This is a genomic window from Antarcticirhabdus aurantiaca, from assembly GCF_009765365.1.
GTDB classification, from domain to species: domain Bacteria; phylum Pseudomonadota; class Alphaproteobacteria; order Rhizobiales; family Rhizobiaceae; genus Antarcticirhabdus; species Antarcticirhabdus aurantiaca.
This window is the reverse complement of record NZ_VTOM01000017.1, coordinates 92,916-108,304: the sequence shown is the minus strand read 5'-3', so window position 1 is coordinate 108,304 and position 15,389 is coordinate 92,916. Positions and strand designations below refer to the sequence as shown.

Below are 15,389 nucleotides of genomic sequence, written 5' to 3'. Positions count from 1 at the left end.
GTTCTACGTCCGTTCCGCGGCGAGCCGCCTCCGAAGCGTTGCGACGTTACTGCCCGCCGGTTGAGACAGGTAGGTGGACCATGCTTCCATGAGGGCGCGGCGCTTCTCCAGCGCATCGCCGCGGCGATAGGCCCGCTCCACGGCGTCGCCGACTGCATGAGCGAGCGCCTGCTCCGCAACTTCGCGCGGGAAGCTCGTCTCCTCGCCGCACCAGTCGCGGAAGGCAGAGCGGAAGCCATGAACGGTCACATCTTCGCCGAGCCTCTTCAGCAAGCGCTGCATTACAGTGTCGGATACGGGCTTGGCCGGTCTCAGGCCTGGGAAGACGAACTCGCTGGTGCGCAGCTCGTGCAGTTCGCGCAATAGTTCGACTGCTCGACGAGGCAAAGGGACACGATGTTCTCGGCCGGACTTCATGCGCGAGGCAGGTATGACCCAAATTTCGCGCTCTAGGTCGATCTCCGGCCATGTAGAGAGGCGAGCCTCCCCCGACCGCGCCGCCGTCAGGATTGTGAGCTCTAGAAGTCTAGCGCCTATGCTGCTGTCCTTGCGAAGGCGGGGCATCAAGGCCGGGATCTTGTCGTAGGGTATTGCCGCATGGTGCCGCTGGCCGATCCGGCTCCGGGCCGGCAGTATGTTCTTTAGATGCCCGCGCCACATGGCCGGGTTCTCGCCCGAACGCCAGCCTTTGGCTTTTGCGTAATTCAGGACCGCTTCCAGGCGCACCCGCATGCGTGAGGCGGTCTCGGGCTTTGCCTGCCACAATGGGGTAAGCACCTTCAGCACATCATCGGTGCTAATCGCCGAGACCCGCTTATCGCGGATGGGTGCTGTCTCGACACTCATAAACCGACGCCATTGCTCACGCTGCCGCTCGCTTCGCCACGAGGCATTCATGGAGGCATATACGGCTTCGGCCGCCTCACCGAAGGTCGGCTCCTCCTGCCGGTCACGCTCACTGATCGGGTCACGTCCATGAGCAACGGCATCCCGGCAATCGGCTGCAAGCTTCCGGGCCTTTGCCAAGCCAATCGTCGGGTAGGGACCAAGCCCCATCTCCCGGCGCTTACCGTCGCGCACCCACATGAACACCCAGGACTTCGTGGAGGTGGGAGAGACGGCGAGATAGAGCCCGCCGCCATCGGAGTGCCGGCCAGGCTTCAGCTTGTCCGACCGTACCGTGGTGTCGCTCAGCTTGTGCAGGGTCCGGGGCGCCATCCCCACTCTCCATCCCACTTCAAAGTGGGGATGATAGCGGACACTGAGAGACAATGGGAGAGGGAAGAGCTTGGCGAAGCGCCTTTGCAGCTACGGCCTAGCGACGTCGAGAGACAGCCGCGAACATGAAGCCGCGGCCTCCTCTGGGCCGCCGCCTGACGCGACCGGCGCCCGAAAACGACGACGCCCGCCGGGGGAGGACCGGCGGGCGTCGTGATGTGGCCTTCGGCGGGAGGAGGATGCCGCGGGCCGTCGCGGGGCGCCCTTGGGAGGATGAGCGCCCGCGGAATGAGGGGTCTCAGCGCGCCGCGCGGCGGGCGATGGCCGGGATGTCGGCGCGGCTCATGCCGAGGTCGGCGAGCTCGCGCTGGGTCAGCCGGTTCAGCTCGCCAACCGTCTCGCGGTAGCGGCGCCAGGACTGGAAGGAGCGTGCGATGTTCATGGGATCTATCCTTTCGGGCGCCCCGATCGGGCCGCCCTCATCTCGTCGGGTTCTTTTTTCTGACGCTCGGAATATATGCGCCGGACCTCGCGATGAGGAGCGCAAAACTCGCATGGCTGCCTTGCCGTGCCGAGGCGCCAGCTTCTTCACGGGACGTTAGGAAAAGTCGGCATCGGCGTTGCGTCCCGCGCGGGTCGGACGCACCATGGCTCGTGCGCGATCGACGGGCGGGGAGGGGACATGGCCGAGGACTGGACGCTGCCCTGGGCGGGCGGGTGTCGCTGCGGACGCTTGCGCTTCCGCGTCGAGGCGCCGCCGCTCCTGACCATGGCCTGCCACTGCCGCGGCTGCCAGCAGATGACCGGCAGCGCCTTCTCGCTCTCGGTCGCCGTTCCCGAGGCCGGCTTTTCGGTGACGTCGGGAGAGCCGGTGATCGGCGGCCTCCACGGCGCCCACCGGCATTTCTTCTGCGACCACTGCAAGAGCTGGGTCTTCACGCGGCCCGACGGTCTCGGCGACTTCGTCAACATCCGCGCGACCCTCCTCGACGACGCCACCTGGGTGGTCCCCTTCGTGGAGACCCAAACCGCCGAAGCCCTGCCCTGGGCGCTCACCCCGGCGCCCCACAGCTTCGAGCGTTGGCCCCCGATGGAGGAGTTCCCCGCCTTCATCGAGGCCTTCGCGCGGGAGGGCGCGCGGCCGCGCTAGAGGGGGCGGGCGGTCCCGAATTTGACTTTCCCGCCCGACCCGTGCTTTAGCCCCGCCTGATCCACGCGTCTTCGAACCCGTGACCCGCCGACCATGTCCCTCGGAAATCCCGAGCCGCATGGAGGCCAACATCCGCCGGCGAGTGTCGCCCGCGGGTGCCGTTCCGCTTGGCGGATGGGTTTGCGCTTCGGGACGCGCGGCACCACGTCGGGGGCGGCAACCCTTCCCGCGACGTGGGAATAGTCAAGGACCGTTCGATGTTCGATTCCCTCCAGGACCGCCTCGGGTCCATCCTGAACGGCCTCACCGGCCGCGGCGCTTTGTCCGACAAGGATGTCGGTGCGGCGCTGCGCGAGGTGCGCCGCGCGCTCCTGGAAGCCGACGTCTCGTTGGAGGTCGTGCGCGACTTCACCGAGGCCGTGCGCGCCAAGGCCGTCGGCGCCGAGATCCTGAAGTCCATCAAGCCCGGCCAGATGGTGGTCAAGCTCGTCCACGACGAGCTCGTCTCCATGCTCGGCTCGGATCAGGTTCCGATCGACCTCAACGCGCCCGCGCCCGTCACCATCATGATGGTCGGCCTCCAGGGTTCGGGCAAGACGACGACGTCGGCCAAGATCGCCAAGCGCCTCACCGAGCGTCAGCGCAAGAAGGTGCTGATGGCCTCGCTCGACACGCGGCGCCCGGCCGCGCAGGATCAGCTGCGCATCCTCGGCGAGCAGACGGGCGTCGCGACGCTGCCGATCATCGCGGGGCAGGGTCCGGTCGAGATCGCCAACCGGGCTGCCCAGGCCGCACGCCTCGGTGGCTACGACGTCCTCATCCTCGACACGGCCGGACGCACCCACATCGACGAGCCGTTGATGGTGGAGATGGCCGACATCAAGGTCGCCTCCCGCCCGCACGAGATTCTGCTCGTCGCCGACAGCCTCACCGGCCAGGATGCGGTGAACCTCGCCCGCTCCTTCGATAGTCGCGTCGGCGTCACCGGCATCGTGCTGACCCGCGTCGATGGCGACGGGCGCGGGGGTGCCGCGCTCTCCATGCGCGCCGTCACCGGCAAGCCGATCAAGCTGATCGGCGTCGGCGAGAAGATGGATGCGCTCGAGGACTTCCATCCTGGCCGCATCGCCGACCGCATCCTCGGCATGGGCGACATCGTCTCCCTCGTCGAGCGCGCCGCCGAGACCATCGACGCGGAAAAGGCCGCGGCGATGGCCAAGAAGATGCAGTCGGGGAAGTTTGACCTGAACGACCTCGCCGAGCAGCTCCAGCAAATGCAGCGCATGGGCGGCATGGGCGGCCTGATGGGCATGCTGCCGGGCATGGCGCGCATGAAGGATCAGGTCGCGGCCGCCGGCCTCGACGACAAGCTCCTCAAGCGCCAGCTCGCCATCATCTCCTCGATGACGCGCGACGAGCGGGCGAATCCCGACCTCCTCAAGCATTCGCGCAAGAAGCGTATCGCGGCCGGCTCGGGCACGGATGCCGCCGACATCAACAAGCTCCTCAAGATGCACCGCCAGATGGCGGACATGATGAAGGCCGTCGGCAAGGGCAAGGGCGCCGGCATGATGGGCAAGCTGATGGGCGCGCTCACCGGCGGCGGTGGGGGCGGCATGCCCGGCGGCCTCGGCGGCCTCGCCAAGGGAATGGGCGGCATGGGCGGCATGCCGGACCTGTCCAAGATGGACCCCAAGCAGCTCGAAGCCATGGCCAAGGCGCTGGGCCAGAACGCGCCCGGCGGCCTGCCGCCCGGCCTGCCCCCGGGGCTCGGAGGTCCCGGCGCGCCCGGCGGCTTCCCCGGATTGCCGGGCCTGCCCGGCGGAAAGAAGCGCTGAGGCTCCCCGCGGGAGCCCGGCGAGCGAAGACCAAGAACCAGACCAGAACCACAAGAACCGGCGTCGGGCCTCAAGGTCCCAAGACGCCGCCAGACCGAAGGAAGACCCTCATGTCCCTGAAGATGCGCCTTGCCCGTGCCGGCTCGAAGAAGCGCCCCTACTACCACATCGTCGTCGCCGACGCCCGCTCGCCCCGCGACGGCCGCTTCATCGAGCAGCTCGGCTCCTGGAACCCGATGCTGCCGAAGGACGCGACCCGCGTGTCGCTGAACGAGGAGCGCATCAAGCACTGGCTCGGCCAGGGCGCCCAGCCGACCGACCGCGTCCTGCGCTTCCTCGACCAGGCCGGCCTTGCCAAGCGCGACGCGCGCTCGAACCCGACAAAGGCCGAGCCGGGCAAGAAGGCCCAGGAGCGCGCCGCCGAGCGCCGCCAGAAGGAAGAAGACGCCAAGGCCGCCGCCGAGAAGGCCGCTGCCGCTTCGGAGTGAGGCCGGGCGCCGGGCAGCCGGCGCTTGATCCCGACCGACGATTCCGAGAGAACCCCGCCCCTCCGGCGGGGTTTTTCGTTTCGCGGCTGATGTTTTCGAGGTAATCCGGCAACGGCTCGTTAACCCGCGCTTGACCGTCCGCTGGCTACGTCTTCCCATGGTTCCGACGACCTGAGACGACGAGCGAGCTCCTCCGTGTCCATCCCGCGCCGCGATGCCCTTCCGAACGTCGCCCTCGCCGAGGGGAGCGCCGCGCTCCACGCGGCCGGCGCCGCCGACGCGCCGAGGGTCGCCTCCGAGGCCGCCTTCCGCGAAGCGCCCGTGCCGCTCTGGCTGGAGGACTGGAGCGGGGTCCGCGCCCTCCTGGAGGACTGGCGCGAGGCCGGCGTGTCCGACGTCCGCGCCTTTCTCGATGCCGATCCCCTGCGCGCCGAGGCCTCCTCGCGCGCCATCCGGATCCTCGCGGTCAACGACCGCGCGCTGGCGCTTCTGGCCGCGCGCGACCTCGACCACCTCGTCGACAACCTGTCCGCCGTGTTCCGCGGCGACATGCTGCGCTCGCACGTCGACGAACTCGTCCAGCTCTTCGAGGGCGGCTGCGAGTTCTGCTCGCTCGCGGCCAACTACGCCCTCGACGGGCGGCGCCTCGACGTCCAGGTCAAGGGGCGGGCGCTGCCGGGACACGAGCGCGACCTGCGGCTGATGCTGATCTCGACGGAGGACGTGACCGCACGCGAGGCCGCGCGCCGGCGCGCGCTGGAAAGCGATGCCTACGCGCAGGGGCTCTTCGAGCACTCGCCGGTGTCGCTCTGGGTCGAGGACTTCTCGGCGGTCAAGGACCTCCTCGCCGAAGTGCGCGCCGGCGGGGTCACCGATTTTCGCACCTTCACGGACGTTCATCCCGAGTTCGTGCGCCGCTGCATGAGCGAGATCCGCGTCCTCGACGTCAATCGCCACACGCTGGAGCTCTTCCGGGCGCGCGACAAGCGCACGCTCCTGCACCGACTCGACGACGTCTTCCGCGGTTCGATGGAAGGCTTCTTCCGCGAGCAGCTCGTCGACCTCTGGAACGACAAGCTGTTCCACGTGCGCGAGGTGGTGAACTACGCGCTCGACGGCGAGGAGCTGCACGTCCACATGCAGTTCTCGGTGCTGCCCGGCCACGAGGCGCATTGGGACCTCGTCCAGGTGGCGCTGACCGACATCACGGCGCGCAAGAAGGCCGAGGCCTATCTCGAATATCTCGGCAAGCACGACACGCTGACGCGCCTCTACAACCGCTCCTTCTTCGTCGACGAGATGAACCGCCTGGAGCGCAAGCGCGTCCAGCCGGTGACCGTGATCATCGCCGACCTCAACGGTTTGAAGAGCGCCAACGATTCGATGGGCCATGCGGCGGGCGACGCGTTGCTGCGGCGCGCGGGCGAGGTCTTCACCGAGGGCGTCCGGCGCCCGAACCACGCGGCCCGGATCGGCGGCGACGAGTTCGCCGTCCTGATGCCGGGGAGCGAGGCCGAAGACGGCGCCGCGATGATCGGGGCGCTGCAGCACTACGTCGAGATGAACAACCAGTTCTACGGCGGCGAGCGCCTGTCCTTCTCCTTCGGCGCGGCCACGTCCAAGCCTGGCGAGCGGCTGGAGGACGCCGTGCGCCGGGCCGACGAGCGCATGTACGAGGAGAAGCGCGCCTTCTACAACGCCGCCGGGATCGACCGCAGGCGTTGAAAGCTGCGGCGGTTCGGGGCAAATGGCCGGGACCCGGGCAACCGCCCGAAACCGCGGCAAGGCCAGAATGAAGCTTCAGAACCCCGTCCTTCTCGGAATCGTCGGCGGCGCGCACGGGATCAAGGGAGAGGTCCGCGTCCAGTCCTTCACGGACGATCCGGAGGATCTCGGCGCCTACGGTCCCTTGAGCGCGACCGACGGGCGGCGCTTCACGGTCGCCTCGGCGCGGCGGCAGAAGAACGTCGTGGTCGTGCGCTTCAAGGAGATCGCCGACCGCAACGCCGCCGAGGCGCTGAACGGCACCGAGCTCTTCGTCGAGCGCGACGTCCTGCCGGCACCCGAGGAAAGCGACGAGTTCTACGTCGAGGACCTCGTCGGCCTCGCCGTCGAGACGATCGCCGGCGAGGCCGTCGGCACGGTCGTCGCCGTCCACGACTTCGGCGCGGGCGACGTGATCGAGATCCAGCCGAAGAGCGGCACGAGCGTCATGATCCCCTTCTCCGAGGCCGCGGTTCCCGAGATCGACGCCGAGGCCGGCCTCATGCGCGTCGAGCCGGTCGCCGCCGGCCTCGTCGACGCCGAGCCGGAGGAGGGGGAGGACGGCGCCGCGGGGCCGGGGGCGCCGTGAGCTTTCGCGCCAGCGTCCTCACGCTCTATCCCGAGATGTTTCCCGGTCCCCTCGGCACCTCGCTGGCGGGCCGGGCGCTGGCGCGGGGCGACTGGAGCCTGGAGGCGCTGAACATCCGCGAGCACGGGCTCGGCCGGCACCGCACGGTGGACGATACGCCGGCGGGCGGTGGCGCGGGCATGGTCATGCGCGCCGACGTCCTGGGATCCGCGATCGACGCCGCCGCGCCGGCGGGCGATCCGCGTCCGCGCCTCCTGATGAGCCCGCGGGGGACGCCCTTGACGCAGAAGCGCGTGCGCGCGCTCGCCCAAGGGCCGGGCGCCCTGATCCTGTGCGGACGCTTCGAGGGGGTCGACGAGCGGGTGATCGAGGGGCGGGGGCTCGAGGAGGTCTCGATCGGCGACTACATCCTGTCCGGCGGCGAGATGGCGGCGCTCGTCCTCCTCGACGCGGTGGTTCGGCTGCTTCCGGGCGTCATGGGCAACGCCCAGTCGGGCGAGACGGAAAGCTTCGAGGACGGGCTCCTGGAGCATCCGCACTATACGCGGCCGACGGAATGGGAGGGCCGGGCGATCCCGCCGGTGCTGCAATCGGGCGATCACGGCGTAGTCGCGCGCTGGCGCCGGACAGAAGCGGAGCGGTTGACCCAGCAACGTCGCCCCGATCTTTGGCAGAACTGTGGAATCTCTCTAAAGGATTGATTCGGACGCCCTAGAATGTTTTTCCGAACAACTCCGCCGGGGCTTGCCGGCCGCTCGGGTCGAAGGCATATAGTATGCGTCGACGCGCAGCTGGATACTTGTGGCCCATTGCCGATTTTGCCGGCATGTTGCCCGTTTATCTTTCATTAAGCGGTCGATGATCCGCGACGACCGCTCTTGGTCGTCGATGACACTCGGTAGAAAAGGGTATCCCATGTCGACGGGAACCGTGAAGTGGTTTGACGCAACCAAGGGCTTCGGCTTCATCGAGCCCAGCGATGGCGGCAAGGACGCCTTCGTTCACATCAGCGCCGTTCAGCGCTCGGGCCTGACGGGTCTCGAGGAAGGCCAGAAGGTCTCCTTCGATCTCATCGCCGACCGCCGCACCGGCAAAATGGCCGCGGACAACATCAAGGCCCTCTGAGGCCGGATCGCCCCGCGCATCCTCGCCGCCCCGCGCGGGCGACGACTGAATTTCCAGGCCCCGCGTCCTTTTCGCCGAGGACGCGGGGCCTTCGCGTTTTCCCGAACCGTCAGCCCTTGACGAAGTAGTAGGCCGCGAGCGCCAGGCCGACCGTCACGACGAAGCTGCGCACGGCGATCGTCGGCACGCGCCGCGCCGCCCAGACGCCGGCATAGCCGCCGAGCGCCACCGCCGGCACCATGACGAGCGCGTGGATCCAGGCGACCACGCCGCCGCTGACGAAGATGCCGATCGCCACGAAGGCGATGACGATGGAGAGCGCGTTCTTGATCGCGTTCAGCCGGTGGTACTCGCCGCTCTCCGTCAGGCCAAGGGTCGCGAGCATCATGATGCCCATGCCCGCGCCGAAGAAGCCGCCATAGATCGAGGTGACGAACTGGACGAGCGGGCCGGCGATGCCGCGCCCCGTCGCCGCGTCGCTCGCGTGGGGCCGGCGCGGCTTCAGCCAGGGGCCGGCCGCGAACATGGCCGTCGCCCCGAGGAGGAGCCAGGGCACGAGTGCGGCGAAGTCCTCATTGTCGAGCGCGAGGAGCAGCATGGCGCCGAGGATCGAGCCGAGGGCCGAGGCGAGGGCGAGGAGGAGAATGCCGCGCCAGATGCGCCGCACGTCGCTCCAATAGGACAGGGCCGAGGTGATGTAGCCGGGGATCTGCGCGACGGAGGAGGTGGCGTTGGCGGTGATCGGCGGCAGCCCCGCGACCGTCAGGGCGCCGAAGGTCAGAAAGGTGCCGCCCCCCGCGACGGCGTTCACCGCGCCGGACAGGAAGCCCGACGCGAACAGAAGGAGGGCGATGGCGAGCGTCATGGCGGATCCGGGAGGGAAGAAGACATCGGCGGTGGGACGAGACGCTTATGGCGCGGCGGGGGCCGTCCGCAAGGCCGCCGGGACACGTTCCAGCATCCACACCGTCTTGTCGCGATAGAAGACCTCTCCGAACCGGACGTAGCCGAGCTTGGCGGCGACGTTGAGGGAGGCGGCGTTCTCCGGATCGATGATGCAGACCGTGCGGCGGGGCCCGAGCCGTGCGTCGAGCGCCGCGTGGGCCGCGTGCGCCGCTTCCGTCGCGAACCCTTTGTTCTGCGCGGCCGGTGCGAAGGCCCAGGCGGCCTCCGGGTCGCCGTCGAAGCGCGGGCCGAAGCCGCGCTCGAAGAAGGCGAGACCGGCATAGCCGGCGAAGTTTCCCGTCGCCTTCTCGACCACCGAGAACAGCCCGTAGCCGAAAAGCGTCCAGTGCCCGGCATGGCGCAGGAGCCGATGCCAGCTCTCCTCCCGCGTCGCCGGCCTGCCGCCGACGAAGCGCGACACGGCGGCGTCCGCCGACATGGCAGCGATCGGCTCGAAGTCCTCGGGGATAGGTGCGCGCAGAAGCAGGCGTTCGGTCTCGATCATGTCGGTCTTTGAGCACGATCCGTCGGCTTCGCCAACGCGCCCGGCGCATCTGTTGCGCCGCGGTCTCGACAGAAGCGCCCGATGCGTGTAAGGCGACACCCGATTTCCTCAGAAGAACCAGACCGCATCCCGCGGCCGTCCGGTCGCTTCGAGGGGTTTGCGCGGGCCCGCCCGCGCCGACCTTTTGGAAACACACCGGCGCGAAACGAATTGAGGTTGTGCACCATGAACATCATCGCCCAGCTTGAGGCCGAAGAGGCCGCCCGCATCGAACAGCAGCGCACCATCCCGGAATTCTCCCCGGGCGACACGCTGCGCGTCAACGTGAAGGTCACGGAAGGCACCCGCACGCGCGTGCAGGCCTATGAAGGCGTCTGCATCGCCCGCTCCGGCGGCGGCATCCAGGAGAACTTCACCGTTCGCAAGATCTCCTACGGCGAGGGCGTCGAGCGCGTCTTCCCGATGTACTCGCCGCTGGTCGACTCGGTCGAGGTCGTGCGCCGCGGCCGCGTGCGCCGCGCCAAGCTTTATTACCTGCGCGATCGCCGCGGCAAGTCGGCCCGCATCGTCGAGAGCACCAACGCCCGCGCCCGCAAGCTGAACGACGACGCCCGCCAGGTCGCCGCCGAGGGCCGCGCCAAGGCGCAGGCCGAGAAGCAGGCCGCCAAGGAAGGCGCCGCCGAGTAATCGGCTCCGGCGCTTCCGAATCGAGATCGATGGGAAAAGCGGCTTCGGCCGCTTTTTTCGCGTTTGGACCTTTGAAGGTTAGGGAGCGCCGATCCATGTCCGCCGACGAGTTCTTCGCCGCCAATCGCCTGAACTGGGACGAGCGCGCCGAGCTTCACGCCACCGACACGACCGGCTCCTACCGCATCGCGACCGTGCTCGCCGGCGGCTCCAGCCTCCACGCCATCGAGGCGGAGGAGGTCGGCGCGCTCGACGGCCTCGACGTCGTCCACCTCCAGTGCCACATCGGCCTCGACACGCTGTCGCTGAAGCATCTGGGCGCGCGCTCGGTGACCGGGCTCGACTTCTCGGCCAAGGCCATCGCGGCGGCGCGGGACTTCGCGGCGCGGGCCGGCACGACGGCGCGCTTCGTGGAAGCCTCGCTCTACGACGCGCCGCAGGCGCTCGGCGACACCTACGACCTCGCCTTCGTCACCTGGGGCGCGATCAACTGGCTGCCGGACATCGAGGCCTGGGCGCGTGTGGTGTCGGCGGTGCTGCGTCCCGGCGGGCGGCTCTATCTCCTCGAAGGCCACCCGACGATGAACCAGCTCGACCTCGTGGACGGGCGCCTCGCTGTCGTCTTCGACTGGCGCCGCCCGGCGGGCGATCCTCTCGTCTTCGACGATGCCGTCACCTACACGGGCGACGACCGGCACCTGTCGAACACGCGCAACTACGAATGGCCCCACCCGCTCTCGGCGGTCGTCGGCGCGGTGCTCGGCGCGGGGCTGCGGCTCGACTTCCTGCGCGAGCACGATCGCCTCGCCTGGCGGGCTTTTCCCCACCTCGTCGAGGAGGGCGTCGATTTGTGGCGCCTGCCGGAGGGCGCGCCCCGGCTGCCGCTCGCCTTCTCGCTCGGCGCGACGAAGCCCTGAGGCCCCCTCAATTGGCGGGGCGGCTTGCCGGCATGATCGGCGGGGCGAAGACGACGTAGGGGCTCGTCGGATCCTCGTTCGGCGGAACATAGGCCGGAGCCGGGCGGCCCGGCTCGCCGAGCGAGAGGATGTAGCGGTGCAGCGAGCGCAGGTCCCGCTCATCGAACGCGGCGAGGTTGAACCAGGGCATCGGCGGGCGGGAGCGGAGCTGGCGCATCCGGTCGACGAACTGGTCCTCGTCGTACTCCGCCGCGAACAAGCGAAGGTTCGACGGGTAGGTCGTGCCCCAGGGCCCCTGGAAGCCCACCGGCGAGCCGGTCAGCGCCGCGGCCGGGTCGATCCGGCCTTCGCTCTCGGCATAACCGGCGGTGTGACAGTCGTGGCAGCCCGCCATGATCGCGACGTGCCGGCCCCATTCGACGGAGGGCGCGTCGACGCCCTCGGCCGGGGCGGGCACCACGGCGAGGAAGGCGAAGGTCGCGGCCGAAAGAACGGCGGCGGCAAGGGCGGAGCGGGCATGGCGCATGGGAGCGGGTCCGATGAAGAGGAAGCGCGGCGGCGCGATCGTCGAGAAGGGTTCTAGGTCGGTTTGATTTCCGGCAGATGTCGAGGCGGCGCGTGCACCGCGAAACGATCGTGCAAAACCGGCGGACCCGGGCGTGACAGCCGCCCCCTTGCGTGACAACGTTGCCGGCCAAACACGGAGTTCTCGCCCGCGATGCCGATGCCCCGCTTCCTGTCCGCCGCCCTTTTCGCTGTCGCTCTTCTCGCCGGCCCGGCAACCGCGCAGCAGGCGCTGCCCGATCTCGGCGGGCGCGAGGTGACGGTGGTGACGGAGAACGCCTATCCGCCGCTGCAATATGTCGACCCGTCGAGCGGCAAGGCGGTGGGCTGGGAATACGACGCCATGGCCGCGATCGCCGAGCGGCTCAACATGAAGGTGACCTACGCCAACACCTCCTGGGACGCGATGATCGAGGCCGTCTCGGGCGGCCAGTACGACATCGGCATGACCGGCATCACCATCCGCGACGACCGCAAGGAGAAGGTCGACTTCTCCGTCCCCTATATGCGCTCCGAGCAGTTCATGCTGGTGCGCGGCGACGAAGACCGCTTCACTGACGCCGCCGCCTTCAAGGCGCTGGAGAGCGGCCTGATCGGCGCGCAAGCCGGCACGACGCCCTTCTACACCGCGGTCTACGAGGTGCTCGACGGCAACGAGCAGAACCCGCGCATCAAGCTCTTCGAAACCTTCGGCGCCAGCGTCCAGGCGCTTCGCACCGGCGACGTCGACCTCGTCCTGACCGACGGCACCGCCGGCAAGGGCTACGTGGACGCCTCGAACGGCGCGCTGAAGCTCGTCGGCGGGCCGCTGGGCGCCGAGGACTTCGGCTTCATCTTCCCCAAGGGCTCCGATCTCGTCGCGCCTGTCGACGCCGCCATCGCCAGCCTCAAGGCCGACGGCACGCTCGACCGCCTGACCCAGACGTGGTTCGCCGACACCAAGCTCGGCCAGTGACGCTGCCCTCCGGGGCGCCCTCCGCCCCGCCGCCTGCCGGCCGGCGCCCGGCCATCGTGCCTCCCTGGGGGCTCGTCCTCATCATCGGGGGCCTCGCCGGCGCCGGTCTCATTCTCGCCGACGCCAGCCTCCGCCAGATCGCGACGACCCTGTCGCGCGGGCTCCTCGTCACGATCCTCGTCGCGCTCGGCGCCTATGTCGGCGCCGTGCTCCTCGGCCTCCTCGTCGCGCTCGCCGGCCGATCGCGCAGCCGCGTCCTGTCGAACGCCGCGCGGGTCTATGTCGAGGTGGTGCGCGGCGTGCCGGTGCTCGTCCTCCTGTTCTGGATCGCCTTCGTCGGCGCGCCCCTCCTCGTCGAGGGCGCGAACCTTCTCCTCTCGCCGCTCGTCTCGGCGGGCTGGGCGCGCGAGATCCTGGTGCGCGACGTGTCGCTCCTCGCCCGCGCGGTGATCGCGCTCGTGATCGCCTATTCCGCCTTCATCGCCGAGATCGTGCGCGCCGGCATCGAGGCTGTCGGGCGCGGCCAGGTGGAGGCGGCGGAGGCGCTGGGCCTGCGGCGCTGGCCGGTGATGCGCCTCGTCGTCCTGCCCCAGGCGATCCGGACGGTCATGCCGGCGCTCGGCAACGAGTTCGTCGCGATGGTGAAGGACTCCTCGCTCGTTTCCGTCCTCGGCGTCGCCGACATCACCCAGATCGCCAAGGTCACCGCCGCCGGCAACTTCCGCTTCTTCGAGACCTACACGGTGCTTGCCTACTTCTACCTCCTGATGACCGTCTCGCTGTCCCTGGCGCTCCGCCGGCTGGAGAGGCGGCTTTCCAGCCGCGGCGCGGGCGCGCGGCCGGGCGGCCAGATTGAAAGAGTTCCAGGCGTTTGATATGGAAGCGGCCATGCCCGTCAGCCGCCCGACCCGCGCCAAGCTGCCGACCACCCTCGGGTTCTCCCCGGTGGCCGACCATGCGCGCCTGCCGGGCCGCTTCTTCGGCCGCTTCCTGGCAAGCCTCGGCCTTTAGGGCCGGCCGGCCCGTCCGCTTGGCCGGACGCTCATCGCTTCCCGTTCTTCTTCGCGCCCGCCGAGCGGGCCGCATGCCACCCGAGACACGACGATGTCCGATGCTTCTTCCAAGCCGCGCACCCTCTACGACAAGATCTGGGACGACCACCTGATCGAGACGGGGGAGGGCGGCGGCTCGCTGCTCTATATCGACCGCCACCTCGTCCACGAGGTCACGAGCCCGCAGGCCTTCGAAGGGCTGCGCGCCGCCGGCCGGCGCGTGGCGCATCCCGAGAAGACGCTCGCCGTCGTCGACCACAACGTGCCGACCTCAGCCGATCGCGCGCTCGGCATCCGCAACGAGGAGAGCCGCATCCAGGTCGAGACCCTGGCGATGAACGCCGCCGAGTTCGGCATCGAGTACTACTCGGCCAGCGACAAGCGGCAGGGCATCGTCCACATCATCGGCCCCGAGCAGGGCTTCACCCTGCCGGGCACGACGATCGTCTGCGGCGACAGCCACACCTCGACCCACGGCGCCTTCGGCGCGCTCGCCCACGGCATCGGCACCTCGGAGGTCGAGCACGTCCTCGCCACGCAGACGCTGATCCAGCAGAAGGCGAAGAACATGCTGGTCGACGTGTCCGGCACGCTGCCGCCGGGCGTCACCGCCAAAGACATCATCCTCGCGGTGATCGGCGAGATCGGCACGGCGGGCGGCACCGGCTACGTCATCGAATATGCCGGCGAGGCGATCCGCGCGCTCTCCATGGAAGGGCGCATGACGATCTGCAACATGTCGATCGAGGGCGGTGCCCGCGCCGGCCTCATCGCGCCCGACGAGACCACCTTCGCCTACATCAAGGACAAGCCGCGCGCGCCCAAGGGCGAGGCCTTGGACAAGGCGCTGGCCTATTGGCGCACGCTGAAGACGGACGAGGGCGCGCACTTCGACCGGATCGTGCGCCTGGACGCGGCGAACCTGCCCCCGATCGTTTCCTGGGGGTCCAGCCCCGAGGACGTCGTCTCGATCGACGGCGTCGTGCCGGACCCGGACGCGATTTCCGACGAGACCAAACGCGAATCGAAGAAGCGCGCGCTCGACTACATGGGCCTGACGCCGGGCACCAGGATGACCGACATCGGCATCGACCGGGTCTTCATCGGCTCCTGCACCAACGGCCGCATCGAGGACCTGCGCGCCGTCGCCCAGGTCGTGGAAGGGCGGAAGGTGGCCGAGACGGTGTCTGCCATGATCGTGCCGGGCTCGGGCCTCGTGAAGCTCCAGGCCGAGGCGGAGGGGCTCGACGCGATCTTCAAGGCGGCCGGCTTCGATTGGCGCGAGCCCGGCTGCTCCATGTGCCTCGGCATGAACGAGGACCGCCTCTCCCCTTACGAGCGCTGCGCTTCGACCTCGAACCGCAACTTCGAGGGCCGGCAGGGCTTCAAGGGCCGCACCCACCTCGTCTCGCCCGCCATGGCGGCGGCGGCGGCCATCGCCGGCCGCTTCGTCGACGTGCGCGAGTGGCGCTGAGCCGGACAATCGCGACCGGAGCGGGTGCCGAGCCCGCTCCAAGCAGCCTCGTTTAGAAATTCCTTCAGGGCTTCTTCGCTAGGTTGGACTTGCCGCGAAGCCGAGGTGCCCTAGCGCC

At 69.3% G+C, this 15,389-nt stretch carries 17 protein-coding genes and 1 pseudogene; 13 read left to right on the top strand and 5 right to left on the bottom strand.

Features of this window, described 5'->3' with window-relative positions:
- Positions 1-3 precede the first annotated feature (3 nt).
- Together FZN60_RS19420 and FZN60_RS19415 are read right to left on the bottom strand one after the other, a co-directional pair.
- Positions 4-1,218 carry a tyrosine-type recombinase/integrase gene (locus tag FZN60_RS19420; RefSeq protein ID WP_158875159.1) on the bottom strand — a complete coding sequence of 405 codons (1,215 nt, stop codon included), beginning with the start codon at positions 1,216-1,218 and terminating at the stop codon, positions 4-6.
- A gap of 298 nt (positions 1,219-1,516) precedes the next feature.
- Positions 1,517-1,660: a DUF1127 domain-containing protein gene (locus FZN60_RS19415; RefSeq protein WP_158875158.1), complete on the bottom strand. Its 144-nt coding sequence runs from the start codon at positions 1,658-1,660 to the stop codon at positions 1,517-1,519.
- A gap of 240 nt (positions 1,661-1,900) precedes the next feature.
- Between FZN60_RS19415 and FZN60_RS19410 the strand changes: the two genes are divergently transcribed.
- From FZN60_RS19410 to FZN60_RS19380, 7 genes are all read left to right on the top strand, one after another.
- Positions 1,901-2,368 carry a GFA family protein gene (locus tag FZN60_RS19410; RefSeq protein WP_158875157.1) on the top strand — a complete coding sequence of 156 codons (468 nt, stop codon included), beginning with the start codon at positions 1,901-1,903 and terminating at the stop codon, positions 2,366-2,368.
- 257 nt (positions 2,369-2,625) lie between these two features.
- Positions 2,626-4,206, top strand: coding sequence for a signal recognition particle protein (gene ffh / locus FZN60_RS19405; RefSeq protein WP_158875156.1), 1,581 nt, complete (start codon positions 2,626-2,628; stop codon positions 4,204-4,206).
- A 110-nt stretch (positions 4,207-4,316) separates the two neighbouring features.
- Entirely contained in the window at positions 4,317-4,694 is a 378-nt protein-coding gene (gene rpsP, locus FZN60_RS19400) for a 30S ribosomal protein S16 (protein ID WP_158875155.1), read from the top strand.
- A gap of 321 nt (positions 4,695-5,015) precedes the next feature.
- On the top strand, positions 5,016-6,419 hold the full coding sequence (locus tag FZN60_RS19395; RefSeq protein WP_246726992.1) for a sensor domain-containing diguanylate cyclase: 1,404 nt from the start codon (positions 5,016-5,018) through the stop codon (positions 6,417-6,419).
- A gap of 67 nt (positions 6,420-6,486) precedes the next feature.
- On the top strand, positions 6,487-7,047 hold the full coding sequence (rimM, locus tag FZN60_RS19390) for a ribosome maturation factor RimM (RefSeq protein WP_158875154.1): 561 nt from the start codon (positions 6,487-6,489) through the stop codon (positions 7,045-7,047).
- Positions 7,044-7,748: a tRNA (guanosine(37)-N1)-methyltransferase TrmD gene (gene trmD / locus FZN60_RS19385; protein WP_158875153.1), complete on the top strand. Its 705-nt coding sequence runs from the start codon at positions 7,044-7,046 to the stop codon at positions 7,746-7,748. The genes rimM and trmD overlap by 4 nt, the downstream gene beginning before the upstream one ends.
- 214 nt (positions 7,749-7,962) lie before the next feature.
- The gene (locus FZN60_RS19380) at positions 7,963-8,172 is read left to right on the top strand and encodes a cold-shock protein (RefSeq protein WP_158875214.1); all 210 of its coding nucleotides are present in this window, start codon (positions 7,963-7,965) and stop codon (positions 8,170-8,172) included.
- A 109-nt stretch (positions 8,173-8,281) separates the two neighbouring features.
- Here FZN60_RS19380 and FZN60_RS19375 read toward each other — a convergent pair whose 3' ends face one another.
- Positions 8,282-9,037 carry a sulfite exporter TauE/SafE family protein gene (locus FZN60_RS19375; RefSeq protein ID WP_158875152.1) on the bottom strand — a complete coding sequence of 252 codons (756 nt, stop codon included), beginning with the start codon at positions 9,035-9,037 and terminating at the stop codon, positions 8,282-8,284.
- A gap of 45 nt (positions 9,038-9,082) precedes the next feature.
- A complete protein-coding gene (locus FZN60_RS19370) occupies positions 9,083-9,622 on the bottom strand; it encodes a GNAT family N-acetyltransferase (protein WP_158875151.1) in 540 nt (179 codons plus the stop codon).
- Between the two features lie 225 nt (positions 9,623-9,847).
- Between FZN60_RS19370 and rplS the strand changes: the two are divergent.
- Both rplS and FZN60_RS19360 read left to right on the top strand, forming a co-directional pair.
- Positions 9,848-10,303, top strand: a pseudogene (gene rplS / locus FZN60_RS19365) (50S ribosomal protein L19); the annotation flags it as partial.
- 101 nt (positions 10,304-10,404) lie between these two features.
- Positions 10,405-11,226 carry a class I SAM-dependent methyltransferase gene (locus FZN60_RS19360; protein ID WP_158875149.1) on the top strand — a complete coding sequence of 274 codons (822 nt, stop codon included), beginning with the start codon at positions 10,405-10,407 and terminating at the stop codon, positions 11,224-11,226.
- A 7-nt stretch (positions 11,227-11,233) separates the two neighbouring features.
- Here FZN60_RS19360 and FZN60_RS19355 read toward each other — a convergent pair whose 3' ends face one another.
- A complete protein-coding gene (locus FZN60_RS19355; protein WP_158875148.1) occupies positions 11,234-11,752 on the bottom strand; it encodes a cytochrome C in 519 nt (172 codons plus the stop codon).
- Positions 11,753-11,944: 192 nt separating this feature from the next.
- Between FZN60_RS19355 and FZN60_RS19350 the strand changes: the two genes are divergently transcribed.
- From FZN60_RS19350 to leuC, 4 genes are all read left to right on the top strand, one after another.
- Positions 11,945-12,745: a transporter substrate-binding domain-containing protein gene (locus FZN60_RS19350; RefSeq protein WP_158875147.1), complete on the top strand. Its 801-nt coding sequence runs from the start codon at positions 11,945-11,947 to the stop codon at positions 12,743-12,745.
- Positions 12,746-12,747: 2 nt separating this feature from the next.
- Complete coding sequence (locus FZN60_RS19345) at positions 12,748-13,620, top strand: amino acid ABC transporter permease (protein WP_246726987.1); 873 nt, start codon at positions 12,748-12,750, stop codon at positions 13,618-13,620.
- Positions 13,621-13,633: 13 nt separating this feature from the next.
- Positions 13,634-13,756, top strand: a complete 123-nt coding sequence (locus FZN60_RS29190) for a hypothetical protein (protein ID WP_255476076.1) — start codon at positions 13,634-13,636, stop codon at positions 13,754-13,756.
- A 93-nt stretch (positions 13,757-13,849) separates the two neighbouring features.
- On the top strand, positions 13,850-15,271 hold the full coding sequence (leuC, locus tag FZN60_RS19340; RefSeq protein WP_158875146.1) for a 3-isopropylmalate dehydratase large subunit: 1,422 nt from the start codon (positions 13,850-13,852) through the stop codon (positions 15,269-15,271).
- Positions 15,272-15,389 lie beyond the last annotated feature (118 nt).

Bases quoted from the DNA above. Each gene is read 5' to 3' on its own strand.
- FZN60_RS19420 (WP_158875159.1), bottom strand. From the start codon at position 1,218: ATGGCGCCCCGGACCCTGCACAAGCTGAGCGACACCACGGTACGGTCG.
- FZN60_RS19415 (WP_158875158.1), bottom strand. From the start codon at position 1,660: ATGAACATCGCACGCTCCTTCCAGTCCTGGCGCCGCTACCGCGAGACG.
- FZN60_RS19410 (WP_158875157.1), top strand. From the start codon at position 1,901: ATGGCCGAGGACTGGACGCTGCCCTGGGCGGGCGGGTGTCGCTGCGGA.
- ffh (WP_158875156.1), top strand. From the start codon at position 2,626: ATGTTCGATTCCCTCCAGGACCGCCTCGGGTCCATCCTGAACGGCCTC.
- rpsP (WP_158875155.1), top strand. From the start codon at position 4,317: ATGTCCCTGAAGATGCGCCTTGCCCGTGCCGGCTCGAAGAAGCGCCCC.
- rimM (WP_158875154.1), top strand. From the start codon at position 6,487: ATGAAGCTTCAGAACCCCGTCCTTCTCGGAATCGTCGGCGGCGCGCAC.
- FZN60_RS19380 (WP_158875214.1), top strand. From the start codon at position 7,963: ATGTCGACGGGAACCGTGAAGTGGTTTGACGCAACCAAGGGCTTCGGC.
- FZN60_RS19375 (WP_158875152.1), bottom strand. From the start codon at position 9,037: ATGACGCTCGCCATCGCCCTCCTTCTGTTCGCGTCGGGCTTCCTGTCC.
- FZN60_RS19370 (WP_158875151.1), bottom strand. From the start codon at position 9,622: ATGATCGAGACCGAACGCCTGCTTCTGCGCGCACCTATCCCCGAGGAC.
- FZN60_RS19360 (WP_158875149.1), top strand. From the start codon at position 10,405: ATGTCCGCCGACGAGTTCTTCGCCGCCAATCGCCTGAACTGGGACGAG.
- FZN60_RS19355 (WP_158875148.1), bottom strand. From the start codon at position 11,752: ATGCGCCATGCCCGCTCCGCCCTTGCCGCCGCCGTTCTTTCGGCCGCG.
- FZN60_RS19350 (WP_158875147.1), top strand. From the start codon at position 11,945: ATGCCGATGCCCCGCTTCCTGTCCGCCGCCCTTTTCGCTGTCGCTCTT.
- FZN60_RS29190 (WP_255476076.1), top strand. From the start codon at position 13,634: ATGCCCGTCAGCCGCCCGACCCGCGCCAAGCTGCCGACCACCCTCGGG.
- leuC (WP_158875146.1), top strand. From the start codon at position 13,850: ATGTCCGATGCTTCTTCCAAGCCGCGCACCCTCTACGACAAGATCTGG.